General features: G+C 25.7%; 20 protein-coding genes and 1 riboswitch. Of the genes, 16 read left to right on the top strand and 4 right to left on the bottom strand.

Translation table 11 applies throughout. From position 1 onward, the window contains the following. Positions 1-212 precede the first annotated feature (212 nt). The gene (locus tag Q1J60_RS06755; RefSeq protein WP_300259853.1) at positions 213-530 is read right to left on the bottom strand and encodes a hypothetical protein; all 318 of its coding nucleotides are present in this window, start codon (positions 528-530) and stop codon (positions 213-215) included. A 377-nt stretch (positions 531-907) separates the two neighbouring features. Between Q1J60_RS06755 and Q1J60_RS06750 the strand changes: the two genes are divergently transcribed. Beyond that, complete coding sequence (locus Q1J60_RS06750) at positions 908-1,231, top strand: hypothetical protein (protein ID WP_300259851.1); 324 nt, start codon at positions 908-910, stop codon at positions 1,229-1,231. Between the two features lie 43 nt (positions 1,232-1,274). Here the strand turns inward: Q1J60_RS06750 and Q1J60_RS06745 are convergent, their stop codons facing one another. The 3 genes from Q1J60_RS06745 to Q1J60_RS06735 all read right to left on the bottom strand — a co-directional run bounded on the left by Q1J60_RS06745 (position 1,275) and on the right by Q1J60_RS06735 (position 5,131). Next, entirely contained in the window at positions 1,275-1,520 is a 246-nt protein-coding gene (locus Q1J60_RS06745; protein ID WP_300259849.1) for a hypothetical protein, read from the bottom strand. A gap of 604 nt (positions 1,521-2,124) precedes the next feature. Beyond that, positions 2,125-2,303: riboswitch (cobalamin riboswitch) on the top strand. Between the two features lie 572 nt (positions 2,304-2,875). Further along, complete coding sequence (locus tag Q1J60_RS06740; RefSeq protein WP_300259847.1) at positions 2,876-4,159, bottom strand: ArnT family glycosyltransferase; 1,284 nt, start codon at positions 4,157-4,159, stop codon at positions 2,876-2,878. Positions 4,160-4,441: 282 nt separating this feature from the next. Further along, positions 4,442-5,131: a ferric reductase-like transmembrane domain-containing protein gene (locus Q1J60_RS06735; protein WP_300259846.1), complete on the bottom strand. Its 690-nt coding sequence runs from the start codon at positions 5,129-5,131 to the stop codon at positions 4,442-4,444. 196 nt (positions 5,132-5,327) lie between these two features. On the opposite strand from Q1J60_RS06735, the gene Q1J60_RS06730 reads away from it, so the two are divergent. From Q1J60_RS06730 to Q1J60_RS06660, 15 genes are all read left to right on the top strand, one after another. Continuing rightward, positions 5,328-7,250 (top strand): beta-N-acetylhexosaminidase, encoded by a 1,923-nt coding sequence (locus tag Q1J60_RS06730; protein WP_300259844.1) that lies wholly within the window; start codon positions 5,328-5,330, stop codon positions 7,248-7,250. Between the two features lie 72 nt (positions 7,251-7,322). Continuing rightward, complete coding sequence (locus Q1J60_RS06725; RefSeq protein ID WP_300259842.1) at positions 7,323-7,577, top strand: hypothetical protein; 255 nt, start codon at positions 7,323-7,325, stop codon at positions 7,575-7,577. Between the two features lie 457 nt (positions 7,578-8,034). Beyond that, the gene (locus Q1J60_RS06720) at positions 8,035-8,499 is read left to right on the top strand and encodes a hypothetical protein (RefSeq protein ID WP_300259840.1); all 465 of its coding nucleotides are present in this window, start codon (positions 8,035-8,037) and stop codon (positions 8,497-8,499) included. Positions 8,500-8,649: 150 nt separating this feature from the next. Next, a complete protein-coding gene (locus Q1J60_RS06715; RefSeq protein ID WP_300259839.1) occupies positions 8,650-9,072 on the top strand; it encodes a MarR family winged helix-turn-helix transcriptional regulator in 423 nt (140 codons plus the stop codon). Positions 9,073-9,239: 167 nt separating this feature from the next. Further along, positions 9,240-9,917, top strand: a complete 678-nt coding sequence (locus Q1J60_RS06710) for a hypothetical protein (protein ID WP_300259837.1) — start codon at positions 9,240-9,242, stop codon at positions 9,915-9,917. 613 nt (positions 9,918-10,530) lie between these two features. Further along, positions 10,531-11,127, top strand: a complete 597-nt coding sequence (locus Q1J60_RS06705) for a hypothetical protein (protein ID WP_300259835.1) — start codon at positions 10,531-10,533, stop codon at positions 11,125-11,127. 280 nt (positions 11,128-11,407) lie between these two features. Continuing rightward, positions 11,408-12,955: a YceG family protein gene (locus tag Q1J60_RS06700; RefSeq protein ID WP_300259833.1), complete on the top strand. Its 1,548-nt coding sequence runs from the start codon at positions 11,408-11,410 to the stop codon at positions 12,953-12,955. 15 nt (positions 12,956-12,970) lie between these two features. Continuing rightward, positions 12,971-14,554, top strand: a complete 1,584-nt coding sequence (locus tag Q1J60_RS06695; protein ID WP_300259831.1) for a toxic anion resistance protein — start codon at positions 12,971-12,973, stop codon at positions 14,552-14,554. A gap of 214 nt (positions 14,555-14,768) precedes the next feature. Beyond that, on the top strand, positions 14,769-15,386 hold the full coding sequence (locus Q1J60_RS06690; RefSeq protein ID WP_300259829.1) for a TerD family protein: 618 nt from the start codon (positions 14,769-14,771) through the stop codon (positions 15,384-15,386). Positions 15,387-15,421: 35 nt separating this feature from the next. Beyond that, a complete protein-coding gene (locus tag Q1J60_RS06685; protein WP_300259828.1) occupies positions 15,422-16,003 on the top strand; it encodes a TerD family protein in 582 nt (193 codons plus the stop codon). 39 nt (positions 16,004-16,042) lie between these two features. Further along, positions 16,043-16,657, top strand: coding sequence for a TerD family protein (locus tag Q1J60_RS06680; protein ID WP_300259826.1), 615 nt, complete (start codon positions 16,043-16,045; stop codon positions 16,655-16,657). 167 nt (positions 16,658-16,824) lie between these two features. Further along, positions 16,825-19,455 carry a calcium-translocating P-type ATPase, PMCA-type gene (locus Q1J60_RS06675; RefSeq protein ID WP_300259824.1) on the top strand — a complete coding sequence of 877 codons (2,631 nt, stop codon included), beginning with the start codon at positions 16,825-16,827 and terminating at the stop codon, positions 19,453-19,455. Positions 19,456-19,742: 287 nt separating this feature from the next. Then, positions 19,743-21,263 carry a response regulator transcription factor gene (locus Q1J60_RS06670; protein WP_300259822.1) on the top strand — a complete coding sequence of 507 codons (1,521 nt, stop codon included), beginning with the start codon at positions 19,743-19,745 and terminating at the stop codon, positions 21,261-21,263. A gap of 17 nt (positions 21,264-21,280) precedes the next feature. Then, positions 21,281-23,005: a sensor histidine kinase gene (locus Q1J60_RS06665; RefSeq protein WP_300259820.1), complete on the top strand. Its 1,725-nt coding sequence runs from the start codon at positions 21,281-21,283 to the stop codon at positions 23,003-23,005. 283 nt (positions 23,006-23,288) lie between these two features. Beyond that, positions 23,289-24,545 (top strand): ABC transporter substrate-binding protein, encoded by a 1,257-nt coding sequence (locus Q1J60_RS06660; protein WP_300259818.1) that lies wholly within the window; start codon positions 23,289-23,291, stop codon positions 24,543-24,545. Positions 24,546-24,569: the final 24 nt, after the last annotated feature.

Genomic DNA, 24,569 nt, shown 5'->3' with positions numbered 1-24,569 from the left:
TTTTAATATTTATGTTTTTTTATATTCACTTTATTCTTTATAGTATTTAGTAGAAATATTGATAGAAACTTAAAAATTACTAAGACTGATAGATAAGTGATTAGATAGTATATAGATAATAAGACCGAAAATAAAATATGTCTATTTTATTTGTTCCACATCATAAGTGATATAGCTCGATTTATTATCTATAAACTAAATATATTAAAATTTTATTCTTCTATAACTTGATATTTTTTGTAGAATTGTTTTTTAGAAAGCAATTTGTGATTAGTAGCGTCTAAAAAATCACCAATATACCCAACACTATACATTGCATAACCACAAAATCCTCCACCAACAGTTCCTATAGCTCCTACTTTCAAATTTTTCTTCATAGATGGATTTAAACCACACATTAAAATTCGAAGTCTATTATCTAACCAATAAAGATAATTTTCAGCAAAAGCTTTTTTTACCCAATCAGGTTGATTATTTGTTTTACTAATTTCCCAAACATCAACTGGTTTTCCAGCTAATAAAACTTTCATAAAAATCACCTACTTTTGTTTAAAAATTAATAATTTCACATTATCTATAAGCATTATATAAACGTAGTTTGAAATTTACCTAATATACCTAAAATATTAACAAATAAATCATTAAATTTTAAATTTTCCATATGAATCACCTCTCGTTAAATTTTTATTTGATTTGTTTATTTTTATTTTGAATTAAAAATTATTAAAAGACAAGACTTATAAAAAAGTGAAATTAATATTTAACAATCTCTCTAAATTTATAGACTTGATTTTCAAATTTATTTAAGTTAATATTTGAATAGATTATAAATGAATTTCATAATACTTTCAATAACTTCAGGATGTTATAAAAGCATAGAAAAATATTATTAAAGGAGGAAATAAATATGGCACTTGGATATTTATTGACATTATTTATATTTATACTAGTAGTAAGTGTATTAGGAATATCTTTAATTTTTATTTTAAAAAATCAGAAAATAAAAAATGTATTATTTTATTTTTTAGCTGTATGGTCAATGTTTATAGCTTACCTTAATGCAACTAGCTTACCAACAAATTATATGGTGCAACAAATTATAGCTTGGTTATTTGGATTTATATCAATAATTGCAATAATTATTAAAATAAAAAAAACAGAAGAAACAAATATTCCATACATACTTGTAACAATTTCAATTTTACTTGAAATATTTATGATGTTTTTTTAATTAGCTACATATTTATAAAGCAAAAAGTCTGTAACAAGATATTTTAGTTACAGACTTTTACTTTAAATATTTTATTTTCAACCTCTGGATTTCCTATATAAAGTCTCATTGCAACTAGTGGTATATAAAGTATAAATATTTGAGAAAAAGCTGTTATTTCTAAATATAATGGTATATCAAAGACTTTATTTACGGAACTAAATGAATAGATTATTGAACCAGTTAGTATAACTCCCATAGATGTTACACAAATATAGGTAAAGTGCTTTAAGTTTTCTTTATTTCTCATATTCTGATCTGTATATAGATTATATAAGAGAACTCCTATTACTATAATGACATATAAATAAGACCATTTAAAATAAGAGTTAAATTTATTAAATGCCCAATTTATAAACTCAAGATTTATATAATCATAACGTTGATTATGGATTCTTAAGTTAGTTAAAAATATACTTTTTATTAGAAATGAAGTAATTATTCCACTTAATATTAAAAATAAAGATAAAATTAAAAATAGTTTTTGTTTTACTAAGTTTTTTCCTCTACCTAAGAAAATACTTATTGAAATTATTAGAAAGAAATATAAATATATAATAATAAACACCTCAAATCCTTTTAAGTTTACATATTAATTATAACTTAAATTCCGAATAATTACAAATATTGGAAGTGGTGGGGTGGGTATGGAAAGTTTAATAAGAAATTTTATACTAGAGTTTTTAATATTTAATTTCTTATTTATATAAAGTGCTTTAATAGAGTTCAAAGTTATAATAGTTAAGAAACCGGTATAAGTAAAAAAATGTTAGATTTGTTTAACAATTTTACTGTTAATAAAAGTATTGAAAATTCAAGAATTTATTTATATAATGTAATTGAGTAGATATTTAAAATCTACTTTTGAAATAGGTGCAGTGATGCTTAATAGGGAATTTAGTGTAAAACTAAAGCTGCCCCCAGCAACTGTAAATGACTTCGACTTAACGATATGCCACTGTGATTAGTCATGGGAAGGTGTTAAGAAGATATAGTTATGAGCCAGGAGACCTGCCTAATTCAAAACTAATAGTTTATCTTTCTGGGGAAAGAGGCAAGTGATTGAAATTTTATCATACTGAAGAGGAATATAGCCATTTTAATAAAGTTCTAACTATTTATGAGTTAGTTTATTTAACTTGTTTAAATTTATATTTAAGTTAATAATGGTAAGCTACAATGAGGTGGCTTGGATTAGTATGATTAAAATATAGAGAGTCATCAATTAACTTGTAGAGATTTTCCTAGATAGGTATTCAAATTGAGTATCTATCTTTTATTTTTGGGTAATTTAAGCTAGGGTTATTCAAAAATAATAGCAGAAAGCAAATCAAAAACAGGTAAAAATCTCAACGGTGAGTAGGGTACTTTATGAAGTACCAAGGTTCAAAGAGGAATCAAAATTTAAATTAAGTTGTTTTAAAGGCTAATATAAATAAAAAAGTCTTGCTAACAAAGAAGTTAGTGAATAGAGTATTCTACTTTAAAGTAAACAACTTAAAAATGTTTAAGAGTTATATGATGTAGATATTAAAAGTTAAAGTAACTTGTACTTAAAAAACTTTTAATTTAAATCATATAACTCTTTTTAATATAATTGTAAAGTTATACTATATTATTAGTATTTAATATCTGTTTTGGTCTTTCTTGCTTTTGGGTTAGTATATTATTTATCACAAATGCGGAAGATATAATAAAGATCCATATCATAGGATAAGAATATCTATTAAATGTAATATAAGGTATATGAACTAGACTGTAGTAGATAAATAACAAAAATAATATTCTTGATGTTTTATCAATTTTGTTATTTCTAGATTTTTTATATATTGAATACATACCTATAAATCCAAGAGTTAATAATAGCAAGTGATAAATTCCAACAAAAACTATATGGATATTATAAACTGGTTTCCAGTAGAATGGACTTATCCAAAGAATAACTGTTTTATCTATTAAATACCATTTTGCATAAGTTAGTGGTTTCTTTAGTATATAATTTTTAAATCTGTATACTAAATTATCCTTATAATATTCCTCTTGTTTTATTACATCATCAGTTATTTCCCAAGGATGAAAATCTATAGTAGTATCATAATTTATATATGAACCTTGTATCATAGGATTTCCAGATGACAAGGTGAAAGGAATAAATCTATGGAATTCTTTATAATTTCTTATCCACCAAGGACTCATTACTAAGCAAAATACTGATAATACTACTATAGTGAACTTAAGTATATCTTTAAATTTATAGTTATTATATATCCATAAAATTAATACTACAATAGGATATGCTCCAACTGTAGGTCTAAATAGTGTAGCTATTCCCCATACTATACCACCTAGAATATAATGTTTTATTTCTTTTGACTTTATTGCTACTAATGTTGTATACACCAATAGTAATATTAAAAAATAAAATATAACTTCTGTTAGAAGTAAATTAGGTGAGAAAAGATTAGGTAAATATAAAACGCTTAATATTGAACTTATAATTCCTACTTTAGAATTAAAAAGAAATTTTCCAATAAAAAATATTAGTAGAAAACTTAAACTCATGAGTACTACTTGGAAAATTCTAAATACAGTGATACCACCCAATTTACCAAATATACTCATAAATAACGCCATAGTATAAGGTAAACCAGGCATTATAAATATTGTTTCATCATTTACGTTATGATATGTAAATTTACCAGTATCTATTAATGTCCATGCGCTTCTAACATATTTCACATCATCATTATTCCATTCTTCAAAGTTACCTAACAAATAATTATTTCCGTATTTAATTACAGTATAAATTCCTATAATAAAAAATATTGAAATAATTGTATATAATATTAATTTGATTTTCTTACTTTCTTCTTTTAAAGAAAACAACATTTATCTCCCCTTTGATTAATATTGTTATTAAAATATATTAACATAATAGTAAGTATTTTGTAAAATGTTAAAATGTTGTTTTCTAATAATTTTTAAATTATTAAATAAATTACATTATATGGTATGTATTGTTGAATGAGTAAAAGAAAAGCTATTCAGTAAGATGAATAGCTTTTCTTTTTTATAAAAAAGTGCTTATAGATTTAAGAATTTGTTTGAAAGAGAGGTATTTTCATATAGAGTTTTTATAAGAAAAGAGCTAGTCCATTTTAAGATTAAGCTTTATCTATTTAAGCAAGATTTAGTTTTAGCTTTAAAATGCTTTCTTATACGTAAGAAGTAGTATGCAAAGAATATAATACTATATAATATTATTTCAAAGAGTTTTTTATCAAATTTTGGTATATATAAAAGCATTATATGTACATATATTAGACCATAAAATAAATATGCTGATCTTTGAATTTTTTTCCATGTTTTATAATTCATTTTTTTTCTTACACATTTGAATGAAGTAATCATTAATGGAATCATTAAACATATCATGATTAAACTTAATAAGGTTGCAAAAAACTTATAATAAGTTAAAGAATGTGGGTTAGTAAAGAAAGTAGGGAAGTAGTATATTCCATATAAAATGTTATGACCTAAGGTTAAGATACAAGCGATTATTGAAAGTTCTCCTCTTATAGCCATTAGGTTTTTTTTATATTTAAATGAATTACTTAAAGTCCCAGTGTACATTACTATAGTAAATAAAGCTAATGAAAAAGTACTTTTAGAGAATATTCCTATGGTGTAGTTACTTATATGTTTAGGAATATAGTTATGTAGATTGGTTTTCATAAATACTATAAAAAATATAGCTATTAGAGTAGCTATTATGTAGAGTATTGAGGAATATTTTTTTATTTCTTTGTAAAAAACAATACTTAAGAATATTGTTATTAATAATGAAATTATAAGTGGCATTATTATTTCTCCTTTTATGTTATTGATAATCAATTTCAATTAAATTATATATTCAAGTTGAATTTTAGTCAATAAAAAGTTTGTTTTTAGAAAAAATTATTTTTATTTATCAGAAAATAAATTTTTTAGTAGGATATTTGATTTAAGTGTAGAATTATATAGGAAACGCCTATTTTAATATGAGAGGGGAATAAAGATGAGAGTTAAATTAGTTGGATTAAATGAGAAAATGTTAGAAGTTGTTAAGGGATTAGAAGAACTAATTGATTTTCAGCTTTATAATAAGGATGCAAGTAAGAATGAAAATTTAGAAATTATAAATATTTCTAAGCTTCCTGAAGAATCAGAAAATGTAATAGAAGTCCTTAGAGGAAAAAATAATGAAATAAGATATAAGAAAAAACATCATTTTTTTAGGGCATTTAGTTTATATCTTCAATTTGTTAAAAAGGGAGAGGAGAGTTTTTTTAAAAGTGAAAAAACTTATATTGATTCAGTAGGAGTAATGATAGATACTTCAAGAAATGCTGTTTATAGGGTTTCTGAGGTTAAAAAGATATTAGGGTATATGGCCTTAATGGGACATAGTAGGTTTATGATTTATACTGAAGATACTTATGAGATTGATGATTATCCATACTTTGGTTATATGAGAGGGAGATATAGCAAAGAAGAGTTAAAGGAAATTGATGATTATGGATATTCTTTAGGTATAGAGGTTGTGCCTTGTATTCAAACTTTGGCTCACTTAAAACAAACTTTAAGATGGTCTTATGGGGAAGGAATAAAAGATACCCAAGATGTACTTTTAGTAGGAGAAGAAAAAACTTATAAGTTTATAGAATCAATGATTTCTTCCTTAAGAGAATGTTTTAGAAGTAAAAATATTCATATAGGAATGGACGAGGCTTTTGATTTAGGAAGAGGATATTATTTAACTAAACATGGACATGTTCCTCACCAAAAGCTTATGATAGAGCATTTAAATAAGGTTAATGAAATAGCAAAAAAATATGATTTTAAGCCAATGATTTGGGATGATATGTTTTTAAGGTGTGGAGCTCCAGATGGTGGATATTACGATTTAGATATAGTTATAACTCCTGAAATAGCTAATAATATTCCAGAGGAAGTTTCTTTAGTTTATTGGGATTATTATAATTCTGATGAAGAAAAATATAAAAATCTTCTAGATATTAGAGATAACTTTAATAATAATATTATCTTTGCAGGAGGATGCTGGAGATGGAGTGGCTTTGCTCCAAACTATTCAAAGACATTTGAAACAACAAATGCTGCCTTAAATCAATGTAAGACTAAAGGGTTGAAGGAAGTTTTTGCTACTGCTTGGGGAGATGATGGGTCAGAAACGCCAATATATTCAATAATGGTAGGTCTTATATTATTTGGAGAGCATGGATATTATGATAAGGTAGAGAAAGAATGGATAGATGAAAGATGCAAGGTTTTAACAGGGCTTAGCATGGATGATTTTACTTCTTTAGAAGAGTTAGATATTGTTCCATCAGTTAAAAGTCCTAATATGGAGGGTTGTAATCCTTCAAAGTATATAGCCTATCAAGATTTGCTTTTAGGAGCCTTTGATAAGCATTTAGAGGGTTTGGACTTAGAAGAACATTATATTAAGCTTTCTAAAAAATATGAGGAAATAGGAGAAAGAAGTACCCAATTTAAATTAATGTTTAATATGTATTCCAAACTTTCTGCTTATCTTTCAGTTAAAAGTGAGATAGGACTAGAGATAAGAAAAGCTTATTTAGAAAAGGATAAAGATGCCTTAAGACTTATAGCATATAATTTTATTCCAGAAATACAAGAAAAGTTAAAGAGTTTTCATAAGAGTTTTAGGGAGTTATGGTATAATGAATGTAAAGGACAAGGATTTGAAGTTATAGATATTAGACTTGGTGGAGTTATGGCAAGATGTGATTCAACTATGTACAGAATAAAATCTTATCTTAAAGGAAAGATCGATAAAATAGAAGAGCTAGAAGAGGAAAGGCTTTATTTTTCTGAATATTTTGGAGAAGATGATTGCAAACTTATATGTTGCAATGAGTATCAAAAAATAGCAACACAAAATATTTTAAGTTGGTAATTAGTTTGAATATTGAAAAAGTTGGAGATGAAAGCAATAGATAAAAATAACTAAATTAGGGGATTGTATGATATGAAAAAAATTATTATAAGTGTAATCACAATAGTAATTATATGGGCTATATTAATGTCCACTGATTATTATATGATAAAAACTAATGAAAAGCCAATCTTTTCAGTGGAAATTGGTGTTTATAAAGATGGAGGTTCCACTGAATATTGTGGTTTGGGTTATAAAATTATTAAATATGTAAAAATGAGTCTTGAAAATGATGATATTACTACAGAAGTACGTTTAGGGCCTTGGTTTATGAAGTATTCACCCTAAATTAATATTATAAAAAAATAGTATTAAATAAAGATAGGTGGCTATACCTAAAGTTTCTTAGAAGAGGGAAATATAGGATATAGCCATCTTCAATTTAAAAAGGCATATAGAAAATTTGAGAAATTAAGACTTTTAGGAGGTGATGAACATCAATCACAAAAATGAAGTCTTAACTTCTATAAGGATACATACTTAGGTTTTCCTTAAAAATTGCTTTTATACTAAATCTTTGAAAGCTTAATTTTTATTAATATATCATAATTTTAGTAAATATAAAGTTTTAGTACAATTAATTTTATTGGTTATTATATAAGGATGAAAATAAATAAAAAAATATTTGACAATAATAATTATTAGGAGTAGAATGATTTGCATAGAGATGAATAGTTTCTATGCGAACCGTTTTGAGTTGGTATAGATATAATAGAATAAAATTATTTTATAGGAGATGTCAAATATGGATGGAATTAAAAAATTTACTCCAAGAGTTAGTAAGAGATTTTTACTTTTCATAGCAGGACTAGTATGGGGATTTGCAGGATTTAGAGTATTTACTTTAGGATTTGGAGATGTTATGTCACATCACGGAAATTTAATTATAACAATTATTTTTGCGGCAGTTATATTTTTTGTATTTTTTAAATTTATATTTAGTAAAATGTTTAAGAAACATACAACAAGAATAGTAAATAGTAAACTTAATAAACATTGTGTATTTTCATTTTTTGATTTTAAAAGTTATCTTATAATGGGCTTTATGATTTTCTTTGGAATTTCAGTTAGAAGCTTAGGGATATTTAATCCTGTTTATTTAGGAGATTTTTATATGGGATTAGGAGCAGCACTATTTATGGCTGGTGTATATTTCTTTATAGGATTCTTTACATTTGATAATTTAAAAGTTAAATATAAAATTAGCTAATTTAGTATAAAGGTATTAAATGGTACATAGAGTTTAGAAAACTTTATGTACCATTAATTTTATATAAGAAATCATTTATATCTTTTTATATTATTTATATTGTGGAGAAATATAATTTGAAATTTATTTTTTAGGAAAAGAGGAAGTTATATGAATTATGATTCATTTGAAATAGCTATGCTTATAAAGGAAATTTATTCAAATACAATGGGGAAGGTAAGTGAAGGGCTTAAAGAAAGTGGTCTTACTCACCAACAAATAACAGTTATTAAACTTATAGCTCATAAAGGTAAAGTTACAGTTAAGGAACTTTGTGATGAAATGTCCTTATCTAAAGGAACTGTGTCAGGAATAGTATCAAGACTTGAGAATATGAGATATATAGAGAAATTTAAGGATGAAAAGGATAAGAGAAATACATATATAGTTTTCTCTAAAAAAGGAGTAGAGTTTGTAAGAAACTTTAGAAGTGATATAAATAATAGCTTTGATAGTGTGTTTGAAAATTTTACTAGTGAAGAGGTTAATGAAATAAGAAAGGTACTTTTAAAGCTTAAGGACAAGATGAAGTAATATTAGATTATTTAAAAGAACTTAGTTAATTATTAAGATAGAGAGGTTATGCTCTATTGTTAAAGCCTTTTTAGAATTAAAAATGGTTAAAATATTGTTTGTAACTATAATGTTGTTGATATATAATAGTTGAAGGTTATTTAAAAATGAAGGAGACGACTTAAATAATGGGAAATGAATTTGATATTGAATTTAAAAACTATTTATATCAGATTTTAGGAAAGGACAACATTCAGGAACTAGAATCTAATTATGAAGATGGTGATTGTTATTTAGAAGTTGGTAGCAAGATTTCTATAGATATTTCGGAAGATATGGTTAGTCTTTTGACGGATAAGGATAGTCTCCTAGTTATTCTAAAGTTTCCAAGTGAAGCTAAGAAAAGTTTTAGAGGCGTAAGTAGAGGAAAAGTTGATTTTGGATTTCAATTTTTTAATAGAGAAGATTTTGATATTAATTATGATTTTGTTGGATTTACCTTATCAATTAAGGATGCTGTAGATTATAGTGATATTAGATTAGATTTAAATTTTACTCCTGAAGATTTTGAATTTTCTGAGAAAATGAATTATGCTTTAAATATAATTGCTATAGACGAAAAGCATATAATAAGAGCCATGAGACATATTAGATTTCCAAGGGAGCTTTGTACGATTATTAGGGAGTATTATTTGAAAATCACAAGGGAGGATTATGATAGAGAAGTTGCTCTAGAAGATTTAGAAAATCTTGATGCTATACTTTTTGATGGAATAACATCAAAGCAGGTAGAAGAAGATTTTAGCCTCTATAAGTTTACAGATGAACCAGAAGAATCTAACTTAGATAAATATATTAAAGATTAAAAATATATTTATATTAGACTATATTAAAAGTAATTTAATCATAAAAACTTATATAAAAATATAAGTTTTTATGATTAAGCAAATGCTTTGATATAGTCTTTTTAATTGTCTGCACAAAAAGAATATGTTTGGGTACAGAACGGGATTAGGATGAAATTTAATAAATGAGAAGGATTAGAAGATAGTAATTTGCTTTTATTAAATTACTCTCTTTGATTTAAGTATTTTTAGTTAAGCAGTATATATTGTTTCGAAAATTTTACCAATTTATTCATTATTATTTTTGTGAGTTAAAAATATTTACTTATAATTAAAAATGTGATACTATTAATTTGGGATAAAAAGGAAATGGATAAATTGTAGAAATATATGATTTTTTATAGAAGGTGGTTTTATAGGAAAATATTAAAAGTTTTAATAATTACATATTAGTAAGTTTATATAGGGAGTTGTAAATAAGATAATTTATTTTATTTGTTTATTAAAAGAAAGGATATAATTAAAAAAATGATTATTTAGGTATTAAAGATTATTATATGATTATAATTTTTCTTAATTTACTTTGCTAGTTTAAATTAAAATAATTTAGAGTAGTTGACAGGAGGTTAATTAAGTGAAAAGAAATATTAAAGCTCTAATATTAGTATTATTAATTACAGTTTTAGTATTAAATCTTGTTCCATGTATTAGTTCAGCTAAAGCATTAGATAAGGGTAAAGAACTTATTAATAAAAGACAGTATGAAAAGGCAGTTGTGTCTTTAGAGTTAGCTTTAGATGAAAATCCTAAAAATAAAGAGGCAAAAGAACTAAAAGATATGGTTGAAAGTTATTTGGAAGCAAATAAGGCATTAGAAAATGGTAACCTAAGAAAAGCTGAGGTTAAACTTAAGTTTATTGGAAATAAAGAGAAGGATTTTCCTGTTTTTAAACAATGTGTAGATAATCTTAAAAAATATATAGATGAAAAAACTGAATACGACAAAAATGTAAAAAGTGATATGAAAAAACTAGAAAAATTTATAGATAATAAAAATTATTCAGAGGCAATATTACTTACTAAAAGTTTAGAAGGAAGAATAATTGAAAAAGACCAAAAAGAAATATTTGATAAAATAAAATTAAAAATGATTTCAGGATTATCAACAGAAAGCACTAAGAATTTGGAGTCGTTTGCAGATGTATATATTAAAAATATTTCAAAGATATAAAATGAAAATTTAATAATAAATAGTATAGGAAAGTTGATATTGAAAAATATTGACTTTCTATTTTTTTTGGCTTCAGAATACCAATTATTTTATACATTTAATTTTACTGTGTTAATTAGTGAATTTAAAAATATATTTTTTTAAAAATTATTTAAATTCTTATTTGAAAAATTGAACAAAAAAGTATTATTTGACAAATGAATATAGAAAGTTACATTTTTTTTTGATAAAATGAATTTATAATACAAAATATTACAAGAAGATGGAGAAGGTTAATATTATGAATATCGAGTTCTATTCTATATCTTCCTATATGTTTAAAAATTATAAATATAGAATTAATAGTTATGAAAATTTTAAGCCGTGTTTTTTAAGATTTATAGGTGCTGATAATGAAGAGCTATACAATAATTCCATAAAAGAATTAAAAAATGAAATTGAATTACATAAAGAAATTTGTTTATTATTTGAAAATACAATACCAGTTAATGCTGAGTTTGAACTTATACAGTATATATATGATGAACTGGATAGAATGGATGTAGGAAATATAAAGTCTCAAGAAATAGTATTGTTTCAAAATCAAAATATAAATAAACTTTTTCTAGAAGCATTAAACTATGTAGTATTACTTTCCATAAAAAAAGAAAATTTTTTAAATGATAATGTTAGAAATAATTTTATTACGAAGCTCATAGTTTGGACATATAGTTTTATAAGGGAAATAAAATTTGATGATCAGAATAATCCTAAGTGTGTTTATTATGGAGAAATAAGCAGACATGAAGTTTATTTTTTAATTCTTTTATATTTAATGGGATTTGATGTTGTTTATATAAACTCATTAAAAGAAGAATATTTTAATGAAATTGATGAGGATAATTTAAGTCAATGTAAAAAAAGCATGTCAATATTGCCATTAGAATCTTTTGAAAAAAGGGCTTTAAAAGGAAAGGATAATACTGTAATAGAATCTACTACTAAGAAAATACAAAAAGATGTGCAAGATATGTTATTTGAAGGAACTGGAGTTTATAAACCTTGGCAATTTAGAAGGGGGTACACTAAGAGTATTCTACTAGATGCTATTTTAGAGGATATATATTCTTATTGGAATGAACCATCTAAACTTAGAGAAGGGTTTAGGGTTGACGGTGAACTTGTTACTGTTCCTTGTTTCTTTTACAAAATAGATGGTCAATTTTTAGATATGTTAGAGTATAAAAAATTGGTTCAATATTGTATTGAATCTCCAAATACTTTGTTTTTTAATAGTGGAGATATATCTAATGAATATCTTTTAACAGATAATGTATATGAATTGATGTTTTGTCAATTAAGTGATGGATCATTTGATATAGAAGAAGTTAAGGAAACATCAATATATAAGTTTGGAAAGTATAGCAAAGAAGTACAAAATTTTATGCTAAAAAAGGTAAATGAAATTATATTGAATAACCAACTGTTTAACATAAATTTGGAAAAAGAAACAACATTGAAGTTATTAGTGTTAGTTTTATCTCTTAATGAAAAGATAGTTAGATTAATAGATAATTTTGATTTTACAGGTGATATTCCTAAAATAGTAATTTATTTAAATGAAGAAGAAGAAATTTCAGAATCAATGACAATGTTATTAGGATATATTCATATTATTGGCATAGATATAGTGATTTTTAATCCATCTGGATTATTTAATATAAATCATATAATAAAAGAAGGAAAAATAATCAATATAAGACTTCAAAAAATGAGTTATGATTCAACATATAAATCAATTTTAGGATTTAAACAAAGTGTTTTTTCTAGAATATTAAAAAATATATGATGGAGTGATAAATAAATGGAAAAACAATTTAGTAATAATTTAGAGGATGTAAATGAAAATGATAATTTAAACAAATGGGATACAGAATATTCATTAGAAGATTCAAATATCAATGATATGGGTTATGGATATAATGGTTACCAAGATGGAAACCCAAATATGAATGGAATGAACAATGGTTATCAAGGTGGAAACTCAAATATGAATGGAATGAATAATGGCTACCAATATGGAAACCCAAATATGAATGGAATGAATAATAGTTACCAAGGTGGAAATCCAAACATGAATGGAATAAATAATGGCTACCAAGGTGGAAACCCAAATATGAATGGAATGAATAATGGTTATCAAGGTGGAAACCCAAACATGAATGGAATGAACAATGGTTACCAAGGTGGAAACCCAAATATGAATGGAATGAATAATAGTTACCAAGGTGGAAACCCAAACATGAATGGAATGAATAATAGTTACCAAGGTGGAAATCTAAATATGAATGGAATGTTTAATAACAATAATGGAGTTAATAATCAACAGTATAATCAACTAGATTTTCAAGATTTAACAGCTTATAAGCAAAGATTAAGAGGGATGAAAGAAGTTCAAGATCTTACTGGAGAAGTGGAGGTTCAAAATCCAAATTCAATAATAATGTTTGGACAACGCGCTAGTGAAAATATATCTAAAATATCTGATGAACTTTTAAATTCAATGAAGGCGGTTAAATCAGAAGAAGCAACAGAAATGTTGAGTAGCTTAACAAAGCTTATGGATAAATTTGATATAAAAGAATTAGAGAATACTAAAGATAGGTCTTTTATGTCTAAAATATTTAAAAATGTTGGTAATACGGTAGCAAAATTATTTCAAAAATACGATACTATGGGATATGAAGTTGAAAAGATATATATTTTACTTAAGAAATATGAAAATGATATAAGAGAATCTAATTCACATCTTAAAAAGTTGTATGACGGTAATCTTGAATACTATCAAATGTTAGAAAAATATATAGTAGCTGGAGAGATGGCTTTAGAAGAAATAGATATGTATCTAAACCAAATGTCAAATGATATTACAATGGGACAAGAAGAAAAGCAAATGATTGTTCAAAAACTTGAAATAAGTAAAGAAATGCTATCTCAAAGGGTATATGACTTGAGGATAGCTGAGAATGTTGCAATACAAGCAGCACCAATGATTCAAACAATTCAAATGTCAAACTTTAATTTAATGAGAAAGATAAATTCATCATTTATTGTCACACTACCAATATTTAAACAGTGTTTAGCACAAGCAATTATATTAAAAAGACAAGAAATACAAGCTAAATCAATAAAACAATTAGATGATAAAACTAATGAATTAATAATGAGAAATGCCAGTAGTACAGCAAGACAATCTGTTGAAATTGCAAAGATGGCATCAGGTAGCTCTATAGCAATTGAAACTTTGGAAAAATCATATGCAACTATAATGAAGGGGATTGAAGATACAAAAGCAATTCAAGAAAGCAATAGAGTTGAAAGAGAAGAAAATGCTAAAAAACTTGAGACTTTAAAACATAATATGAAAAAAGAGTTTGTATCAATTTAAATTTTATATAGATGTTAAGTCATTACTAATTATTAATATAAATTTTTGTGTTTTTGAAAAATATGGTGTGATTTGATTTTTGTAGGTTAATTAAAGATATCAATATTAGGTATCTTTAATTTGATATTTTTGATTAGCCTACTTATCTCAAATCCAGACATATATAGTTTTTTATAACTTAACAGATCGCAAATATTTAAAAGGAGGAATTTTTATGGGTATAAATTTAGGTGGATTTAATGGTGGAATGGAAATTAATAATGGGTTAGGAGCACTTAATCTTAAAAAAAATGATATTTTAGATTTAACAAAGAAAAATCCTGGATTAAAAAAAGTTATTTTAGGAGCAGGATGGGATGTAGCTACAGTTGGACAAGATTTTGATTTAGATATTGCTGCGTTTTTATTAAATTCAAATAATAAGGTAGCACATATTCCAGAGGATGTTATATTCTTTAACAATATGACTGGACAAGGTATTGCTTTAGAAGGAGATAATAGAACAGGTGCTGGTGAAGGTGATGATGAAAGAATACAAATAGATTTATCAATGATAAGAAATGATATTGCTAAAATAGTTTTCGTAGTTACAATTCACAATGCACAACTTAAAAGACAAACATTTGGAATGGTTGAAAATTCTTATGTAAGATTACTAGATTCTGAAAATAATGAAAAAGAACTGTGCAAGTTCAATTTAAAAGAAAATGGATCAACTGTTACTTCAGTTATATTTGCTGAATTATATAGAGACGGAACAGAATGGCAGTTTAAAGCTATAGGAGATGGGAAAATAGCGGATTTAAATGGAATTTTAAGCATTTATATGTAAAATAAATTTATAAGTAATTGAAAGGATGAACAAATATGAGTGGAATATTAAATTTACAAAAAAATGATGTTTTGGACTTAACTAAAAAAGATCCAGAATTAAATCATATTATGTTAGGTGCTGGTTGGGATGTTGTTAAAAAAGGATTCTTTTCATTTGCTGCTGATTATGATTTAGATTTAGTAGCATTATTATTAGATCAAAATGAAACTGTTAGAAATAATAATGATGTTATTTATTTTGGTAATATGAATGGGAAAGGTATTAAACTTCATGGTGATAACTTAACTGGGGAAGGAGAAGGAGATGATGAAAAAATATCTATAAATTTAAGTGAACTACCATCATACTGTAAAAAGGTTGTTTTTTCAGTTGTTATATATGATGCTGAAAAAAGAAATCAAAGCTTTTCAAAAGTAAAAAATGCATATGTTAGATTAGTCAATGAAGATAAAGGAAATCAAGAAATTTGTAGATATAACTTGTCAGAAGATGGTGGAAATAACACTGCAATAATATTTGCAGAGCTAACAAAAGAAAATAATGAATGGAGATTTAAAGCTAAAGGAGAACTTCTAAGAGCATCAGTAGGTTCTTTAGTTTCAATGTATAGATAATAAATTTTAGTTTAAATATCAAGATGAGGAGTGATTAAAATGGCTATAAATTTAGGAACTGGTTTTGGAAGAGAAAATAGTAGTACACAGAATATAACTTTAAACTTACAAAAAAATGATATTTTAGACTTAACAAAGAGAAATCCAGGTCTTAAAAAGGTAACTTTAGGAGCAGGATGGGATGTAGCTAATAATGGATCAGATTTTGATTTAGATATTGCAGCATTTCTTTTAGATGCTAATAATAGATTTAATACTGTTGAAAATGTTATATTCTTTAATAATAAACAAGGACAAGGTATTTATTTAGAAGGAGATAATAGGACTGGTGCGGGAGATGGTGATGATGAGAGAATAAACATTGACTTAGACGCTATAAATCCTAGTATTGCAAAAATAGTATTCGTTGTTACAATACATAATGCACAGGCTAAAAGACAAACTTTTGGAATGGTAAACAACTCTTATGTAAGACTTCTTGATGCTTGTGAAAATGGAAAAGAAATATGTAAATTTAACTTAAAAGAAAATGGTTCAACAGCAACATCAGTAATATTTGCTGAATTAATAAGAGAAGCTGGCGAATGGCAATTTAAAGCTGTTGGAGAAGGAAAAATAGCAGATTTAAATGGAATCTTAGCTTTATACCAATAATAGTTTGGAAAATACTAAATAAATCTTATAAGATTTATTTAGTATTTAAAAAGAAAAATATACATGTAAAACTAATAATATTTTTCATGTATATTTTTATTTTGTATTATACTAGTAAAATATAAATGTTAGAAAAAGTTTATTATTTGTTTTAAAGGGGACATGATATGTTTAAAGGGCTAAATAAGAAACAGGTCGATGAAAATAGGAAAAAGTATGGTGCTAATATAATTAAAGAAGCACCACCAGAAACTTTTTTTGATAAATTTAAAGAAGCTTTTGGCGATCCAATGATAAAGCTACTCTTAGTAATAGCTTGTATATTGGGTGTAATGGCAATTATGCATTATGCTGATTGGGGAGAAATTATAGGTATAGTAATATCAATAATTCTTGTTACAACAATTTCAGCTAAAACAGAAGTAGCATCTGATAATGAATATAGAAAGTTAAAGAGTAGTGCTAAAAAAGAAATATGTAAAGTATATAGAGATGGAAAAGTAATAGAGGTAAATGTTGATGAAATTGTAGTAGGGGACTATGTAATATTACAATTGGGAGATAAAATACCCGCTGATGGTGTTTTAATTGAAGGTTCAATTAGTGTAGATAACTCTATTTTAAATGGTGAATCAGAAGAGTGTAAAAAGTATGCTACAACTGCAAATTTTAATAGTGAAAGTTATTCTGAAGCTGCTGCTACAATAACTGGAGACATATTTGTTGATGAAACTTCATTATTCAAAGGAACTGTTACTGTAAATGGTTCTGGTGTAATGTTAGTTAGAAGAGTAGGTATGGATACTGTTATGGGAGAAATGGCTAAAGATATGGCTGATGATTCTGTAGATAGCCCATTAAAGGTAAAACTTTCAGACTTAGCAGATAAAATATCTAAATTTGGATATATTGGAGCAATAGTTATTGCTTGCGCATTAATGAGTAAACATGTGATTGATGCTGGTAGTATTAGTGCATATATTCAATTAGGTTTTATAGAAATATTTAAAGAGTTTTTAGAAACTATAATGGTTGCTGTTGTAATAATAGTTATGGCTGTTCCAGAAGGATTACCACTAATGATAGCTATAGTTCTTATGAGAAATACATCAAAAATGTTAAAAAATAATGTTTTAGTAAGAAAACCTATAGGAATAGAAACAGCAGGCTCTCTTAATATATTATTTAGTGATAAAACAGGTACAATAACAAAAGGTGAATTAGAAGTTGTTGAATTCTTTGATGGAGATATAAAAAATACCTATGAAAGTAGTGAAAAAATAAAAGAGCTTATGGCATGGTGTATTGGCAAAAATACAGGTGCTATGTTTGATGGAAGTGGAGAAGTCATAGGAGGTAATGCTACTGATAAAGCTTTACTTAAATTCTTGACAAAACAAAATCTTGATAAATATGAAGATATAGAAGTTTTAAGAAATCAACAATTTAATTCAGCTAATAAATATTCTGCATCACAATTAAAAGGAATCACAGTTTATAAAGGAGCTCCTGAAAAACTATTATCAAAGGCTAAAAAATATATAAATAGTCAAGGTGAAATAGTTTCTGTTTGTAAAGAAGATATAGATAAAAAAATAGACCAATTAGCAAATAAGGCAATGAGAGTTTTAGCTTTTGCTTATAGTGAAAGTGATCTTATTGAAGATGTTTTACCTGATGACCTTGTAATGGTTGGTTTTGTTGGGATAAGAGATGATGTAAGAACAGAAGCTAAACAAGCTATTAAAGAAGTAATAAATGCTGGCATACAAGTTGTAATGATTACAGGAGATAGAAAAGAAACGGCAGTAGCTATAGCAAAAGATTGTGGACTTATAGAAAATTCTGTTGATATAGCCTTAACATCAGATGAATTAAATAATATGACAGACGAAGAAGTTAAAAATATCTTGCCAAACTTAAGAGTAATAGCAAGAGCTTTACCTACTGATAAATCAAGAATGGTAAGATTAGTTCAGGAACTAAACCTTGTATGTGGAATGACTGGAGATGGAGTAAATGATGCACCAGCTTTAAAGAGAGCAGATGTTGGGTTTGCAATGGGGTCAGGAACAGATGTTGCAAAGGAAGTTGGAGATATAGTTATATTAGATGATAATTTCAAGTCAATTGAAAATGCTATACTATATGGAAGAACTATTTACAACAATATATTAAAGTTTATAAAATTCCAATTAACAATAAACGTAGCTGCGGTAGCTGTTTGTGCTATAGCACCTTTCGTAGGAATAGATCAACCTCTTAGTATAACTAATATTTTATGGATAAACTTAATAATGGATGGATTAGGTGCTTTAGCTTTAGGTTCAGAACCAGCATTAAAAGTATATATGCAAGAAAAGCCAAAGTTAAGAACGCAAAGTATTGTTTCTAAAAAAATGATGGAACAAATTATATTTGCAGGAATATGGATAACAATAATAAGTTTCGTATTCTTAAAGGTTCCATTCTTTACTAATATGTTCTCAAGTAAAGAGAGATTATTAACTGGATATTTCTCAATGTTTGTTTTAACAGCAGTATTTAATGGATTTAATGTAAGAAGTCAAGGATTAAATCTTTTAGAGCATATAAATGAAAACAAAGATTTTATAAAAGTTATGCTTATAATAGTTATTGTACAAGTGGCCTTAACACTTGTGGGTGGAGAGCTATTTAGTTGTACACCTATAACACTAAGCAATTGGATAATAGTTATATTATTTGCGATAACTATAATTCCTTTTGATATGATTAGGAAGTTAATAATAAATAATATAAGTGAAACTAGCAATTAATTTATATACTGAATAGAAATTCTAAAGAATATGTTTTAACATTCAATATAACTTTAATAAGGGAATTTTCTCATATTGGGCTTGTGTCAAAATAAGTTTTGTTATTATATTTTGATACAGCCCATTTTATATAGGAATTAACAATTCTATTGTTAGGAGAAAGTTAAGTATTATTGAATTTTTATTATATATTATATATTATATTAAAGTAGAATTGGTAATTAATTTTATATAATAATTATTATTTGAGGTTTAAAATTTTTTTAATCATAAAAGGAGTATAAGAGATGTTAAAAATACTATTAGTGGATGATGAGGCTACAGAACGTGAAGGGATTGAATTTCTTATAAAAAGATATGAATTTCCTTTGAATATAGCCAAAGCTGTAAATGGAAAAGAGGCTTTAGAGTACATAAAGAAGAATCATATAGATATTCTTTTTACAGATGTAAAGATGCCTTTTATGGATGGACTAGAATTGGCAAAGGAAACATTTAAATATGATCCTAAAATTAGAATAATAATTTTTAGTGCATATAGTGAATTTGACTATGCTAAAAAAGCCTTAGAGGCAAAAGTAGTTGATTATTTACTTAAACCTATTGAAGTAGATGAGTTTAAAAGGGTTTTGGAAGAGGTGATAAAAAGTTGTGTAAAAAGAAAGGAAGAAGAAAAAGAAAAAGAATTGCTTATGGAATCAAGTAAGAAGATTTTACTTTATAAGCTGTTAGCTAACCACAATAATCAAAATTATATTAATGAAAAGTTAAACGTATACAATATACAGCTAAAAGATAAATATTTAGCATTAATAAACATAGAAACAAGAGATAATTTCTTTGAGGAGAGGGAGTATATTTTCTTTAATCTATTAAATACATATCTAAAAATCCCGTATGAATATATAAATTTTTATCCTAATGAATCATATTTATTATTGTATAGCACTTTAAAAATAAAAGAGGAATTTTTAGAGGAAGTTTGTTGTAAATTATCAAGAGAAATTAAATTATTAGCAAATGAAAATTCGTCTTTTTTTATTAGTAATGTATTTTGTGGAATTGAAAAAATTTATGATGAGGTAAAAGGGTTAAATAATATAAAGGAAAATATTTATGATTTTGAATCAAGGATTATTAGAGTTAATAAGTATAAACCTAATGACTTATACACACTTGAAATAGAGAATGTAAAGGAAAATCTTAAAAACTCTATAAATGAAAGAAATTTAAATGACATTGAGTTTTACATAAATAAGCTTATAGAATACATGTTAGAATCAGGATCACTTAGTACTATATACATACATCATCTTTTTTATGATTTAATAGAAAAACTTTGCCAATCCTTTGATATATATAATAGTGAAGTGAAAAAGAACTTTATAGAAAATATATTAAAATGTAATTCAAGTGAAACCTTAAAAGTGGCTTTTGAATCCATTATTAAAGATATTGCAAAGGAATGTAATAATGATATTTTAGATGAGAAAAGTATAGCTAATAAAGTAATAAAGATAATAAAAAATGAATATAGTAGTGAATTAAGTTTAGATTATATTGCAGATAAGGTTAATTTTACTTCTTCATATTTAAGTTATGTGTTTAAGAAAGAAACAGGTTCAAATATAGTTAAATATATAACTGACTTTAGAATGAATAAGGCTAAGGAGTTTTTAGAAGAAGGTAATATGAAAATTGTACAAGTTGGTAAGGCGTGTGGATATGAAAATCAATCATACTTTAATCGTATATTTAAGAATTATTTTGGAGTAACTCCAAATCAATTTAAACGTAAAAATAGTTAAGATAAGTGAGGTTATGTATGATTGAGAAATTAATGAAATGGTTTTTTGGAAAAGCATCTATAAGAAAGAAGTTAATAATTAGTTTTAGTATATCTGTATCTATACCAATAATAGTTTTAGGAGTTTATAGTTTTAGTGAATCAAGAAAAAATTTATTAATACAAACTGAGAAGACAATGGAAAATAATAGTCTTAGAATTGCTGATGAGATAGACTTTAAATTAAAAAAAGAAGAAGGATATGCAAAATATCTTGCTTATAACTTAAACTTTAGGAAGATTATAGAAAATAAGCCTAATGATAATATATCAATAGCACAAACCTTAAATAATACTGTGGAGCCTATATTTTGGTATTTTATAACTAGTGATGATTACATAAAGGAAATAAATATATATACTCCTAATGTAAGTAGAGAGATAGGCTCATTTTTAAATCCAAGTAATTTTGTAGATGATGAAGAATGGTATAAAAAAAGTCAAAAGAGTTTTAAGCCATTTTGGAGTTATGAGGATGGAAAATTATTTATAACTAGAAGTATATTAGATACTACAACTAATAGTAAAGTTATAGGTGTTCTTAGAATTGAATTGTTTATGAGTATCATAACAGAGCCTTTAGAAAATATGAAATTTTTAGATAATGGAATTATTATTAAAGATAATAGTGGAAATATAGTTTTTAAAAAGTTGATGGAAAATAGTAAAATAAACGAATTAGTTTTAGAAAATATATTAAATATAAAATCTAAATCAAATTTAAAAGAAAATAGGTATTTAATATGTGAAAATAATATTGATGCTTCAAATTGGAAGGTATTTTATTATTTAGACAAAAATAAAATAACAGAGAAATTAATTCCTATAATAGGCTCAACTTTATTAATAGTAAGTTTTTGTTTAATTGCAGTGTTTATATTAATAAATATATTATCTAAAGCCTTAAGTAGAAGAATATTATTACTTAAGGATAAGGCTGAAGATGTTTCAAAGGGAAACTTCAATAATCCTATTTTTACAGATGATACTGATGAAATAGGAATTGTGACAAATAGCTTTGGGCATATGACAAGGGACTTAAATGATATGATAAATAAAGTATATAAAATTGAGATTGAGAAGAAAGCAACTGAGCTTAAAGCATTACAAGCTATGATAAACCCACATTTTTTATATAACAGTTTATCTACTATAAAGTGGAAGGCTATTAGAGAGGGAAATGATGATATAAGTGATATAACAGGATATCTAGCTAAATTTTATAGAACTAGCTTAAATAATGGACAAGATATAACAGATATTAAAAGTGAAATTGATAATATAAAATCCTACATTGAAATTCAAAGAATAGCACATTCAGATAGCTTTGATGTTGAATATAGAATAGATGAAAATGGACTGAAAAATAATATGTTAAATTTTATTCTACAACCTATAGTTGAAAATGCTATTAAGCATGGAATTGATTGTAATGATGGAAAAGAAAGAGGAAAGATTATATTTGAATTCCAGGAGAATGAAAATTCTTTAATCTTTAAAATTTATAATAGTAGTAATAATAATGATATTAATAGCATAGAAGAGATGCTAAATAAGCCAGGAAAAGGATATGGTATATATAATGTAAAAGAAAGAATAAAACTCTATTATGGTATAGATTGTAATTTGGAGTGTTCTTTAGTTAAAAACAATTACATATGCGTTGCGCTAAAACTTCCTAAAATAGTTAATAAATTAAATTAAGCAATAAACTAATGTGCTGTATCAAAAGTTAATGGATAAAATATAGAAGCATACTGAGAAAATTACTAAAATTCTCTTTATAATGCTTTAAGTTTTATTAAAAGTTATTTTGATACAGTATCTTTTTATTAATAAAAAACAACGTAAAATTGTACAATGTTTCGAAAAAATGTATTATTTATTAATAACTTAAATGATTTTATAATTTAATCATAAGATGAACTTAATAATTTATAAGCTATTGCATCATTAAAGAGATGGATAAATTAAAGGGGGAAGAGATATGAGAAAAAAAATTCTAAGTGCTATTTTATGTATGATGATTGGAGCAACTGCAATGGTAGGATGTGGTGATAAAACTGATTCTACTCAAGCAAAAGATGGTAAAGTAAAGATTCGTATGACTAACTGGAATAATGAAGATACAATGAAAGACATGTTAAAGTATTTATCTGAAAAACTACCAAATGTGGAAATAGAGTATCAATTTATTGATAACTCAAACTATAACACAATAATAGATACTCAATTATCAGCTGAAGAGGGTCCAGATATAATTTGTGAATCTCCAGCATCAGCATTAAAACATGCTAAATTAGGATATCTAGAAAATGTAAACGATTTGGCTAAGAAGTATTCAGATTCAGGTACTAATGTTTATAAGTATGATGATAATATATATGCTTTACCAGGAATAAGTTGGTTTGAAGGAATATATTATAACGAAAAGTTATTTGAAGAAAATAACATTCAAATACCTAAGACCTTTGATGAATACATTGAGGTTTGTAAGAAATTCCAAAGCTTAGGAATAAAACCTTTAGCAGCAGGATTGAAATCATGGGAACCTTTATTAAAGAATTCTATGGCTTTTGTAACAGCAGAGTATTTATCAACAGATGCTGGTAAAAACTTTGGACAAGAGTATAGAGAAGGAAAAGTTAAGTTGGATGGTACATGGAATATGTACTTAGATAAGTGGTCAGAGATGATAAAGGATGGAATATACACTAAAGATATGACTGGAATAGACCATGATCAAGCTTTAGAGGAATTTGCTACTGGAAAAGCTGCAATGTATTGTTCAGGACCATGGGACTTAGAAGCAATTATGTCAAAAAATCCTGACTTAAAACTTAATATGATGCCATTTTATGGAACAAAACCTAGCGATGGATGGTTAATAGGTGGACCTGGATGTGGATTTGCAGTAAACTCAAAATCTAAAAATAAAGAGGCAGCAATGGAAGTATTAAAAGCTATATCTACAGAAGAGGGACAAAAAGCTTTATGGGAAAACAATCAAGGAGGATCTTCTTACTTAACTGGAACTTCATTTACTCTTCCAGAGGCCTTTAAGGGAGCTGAAAAAGCTATAAATGCAGGTCATATTTATTGTCCTTGGAATGAATGGGGAGATGCAGGATCAGCACATGTAGATTACGGTAAACAAATGCAAAACTACTTGCTTGGAAACCAAGATCTAAAAACAACTTTATCTAATGTAGATTCTGCTGCAAGTGAACTTATAAACAAATAAAATTAAATCTTTTGCTCATAATTC

The organism is Clostridium sp., assembly GCF_029258205.1.
Lineage (GTDB): Bacteria > Bacillota > Clostridia > Clostridiales > Clostridiaceae > Sarcina.
The sequence above is the reverse complement of the archived record's forward strand: the minus strand, read 5'-3'. Positions and strand labels throughout refer to the sequence as shown.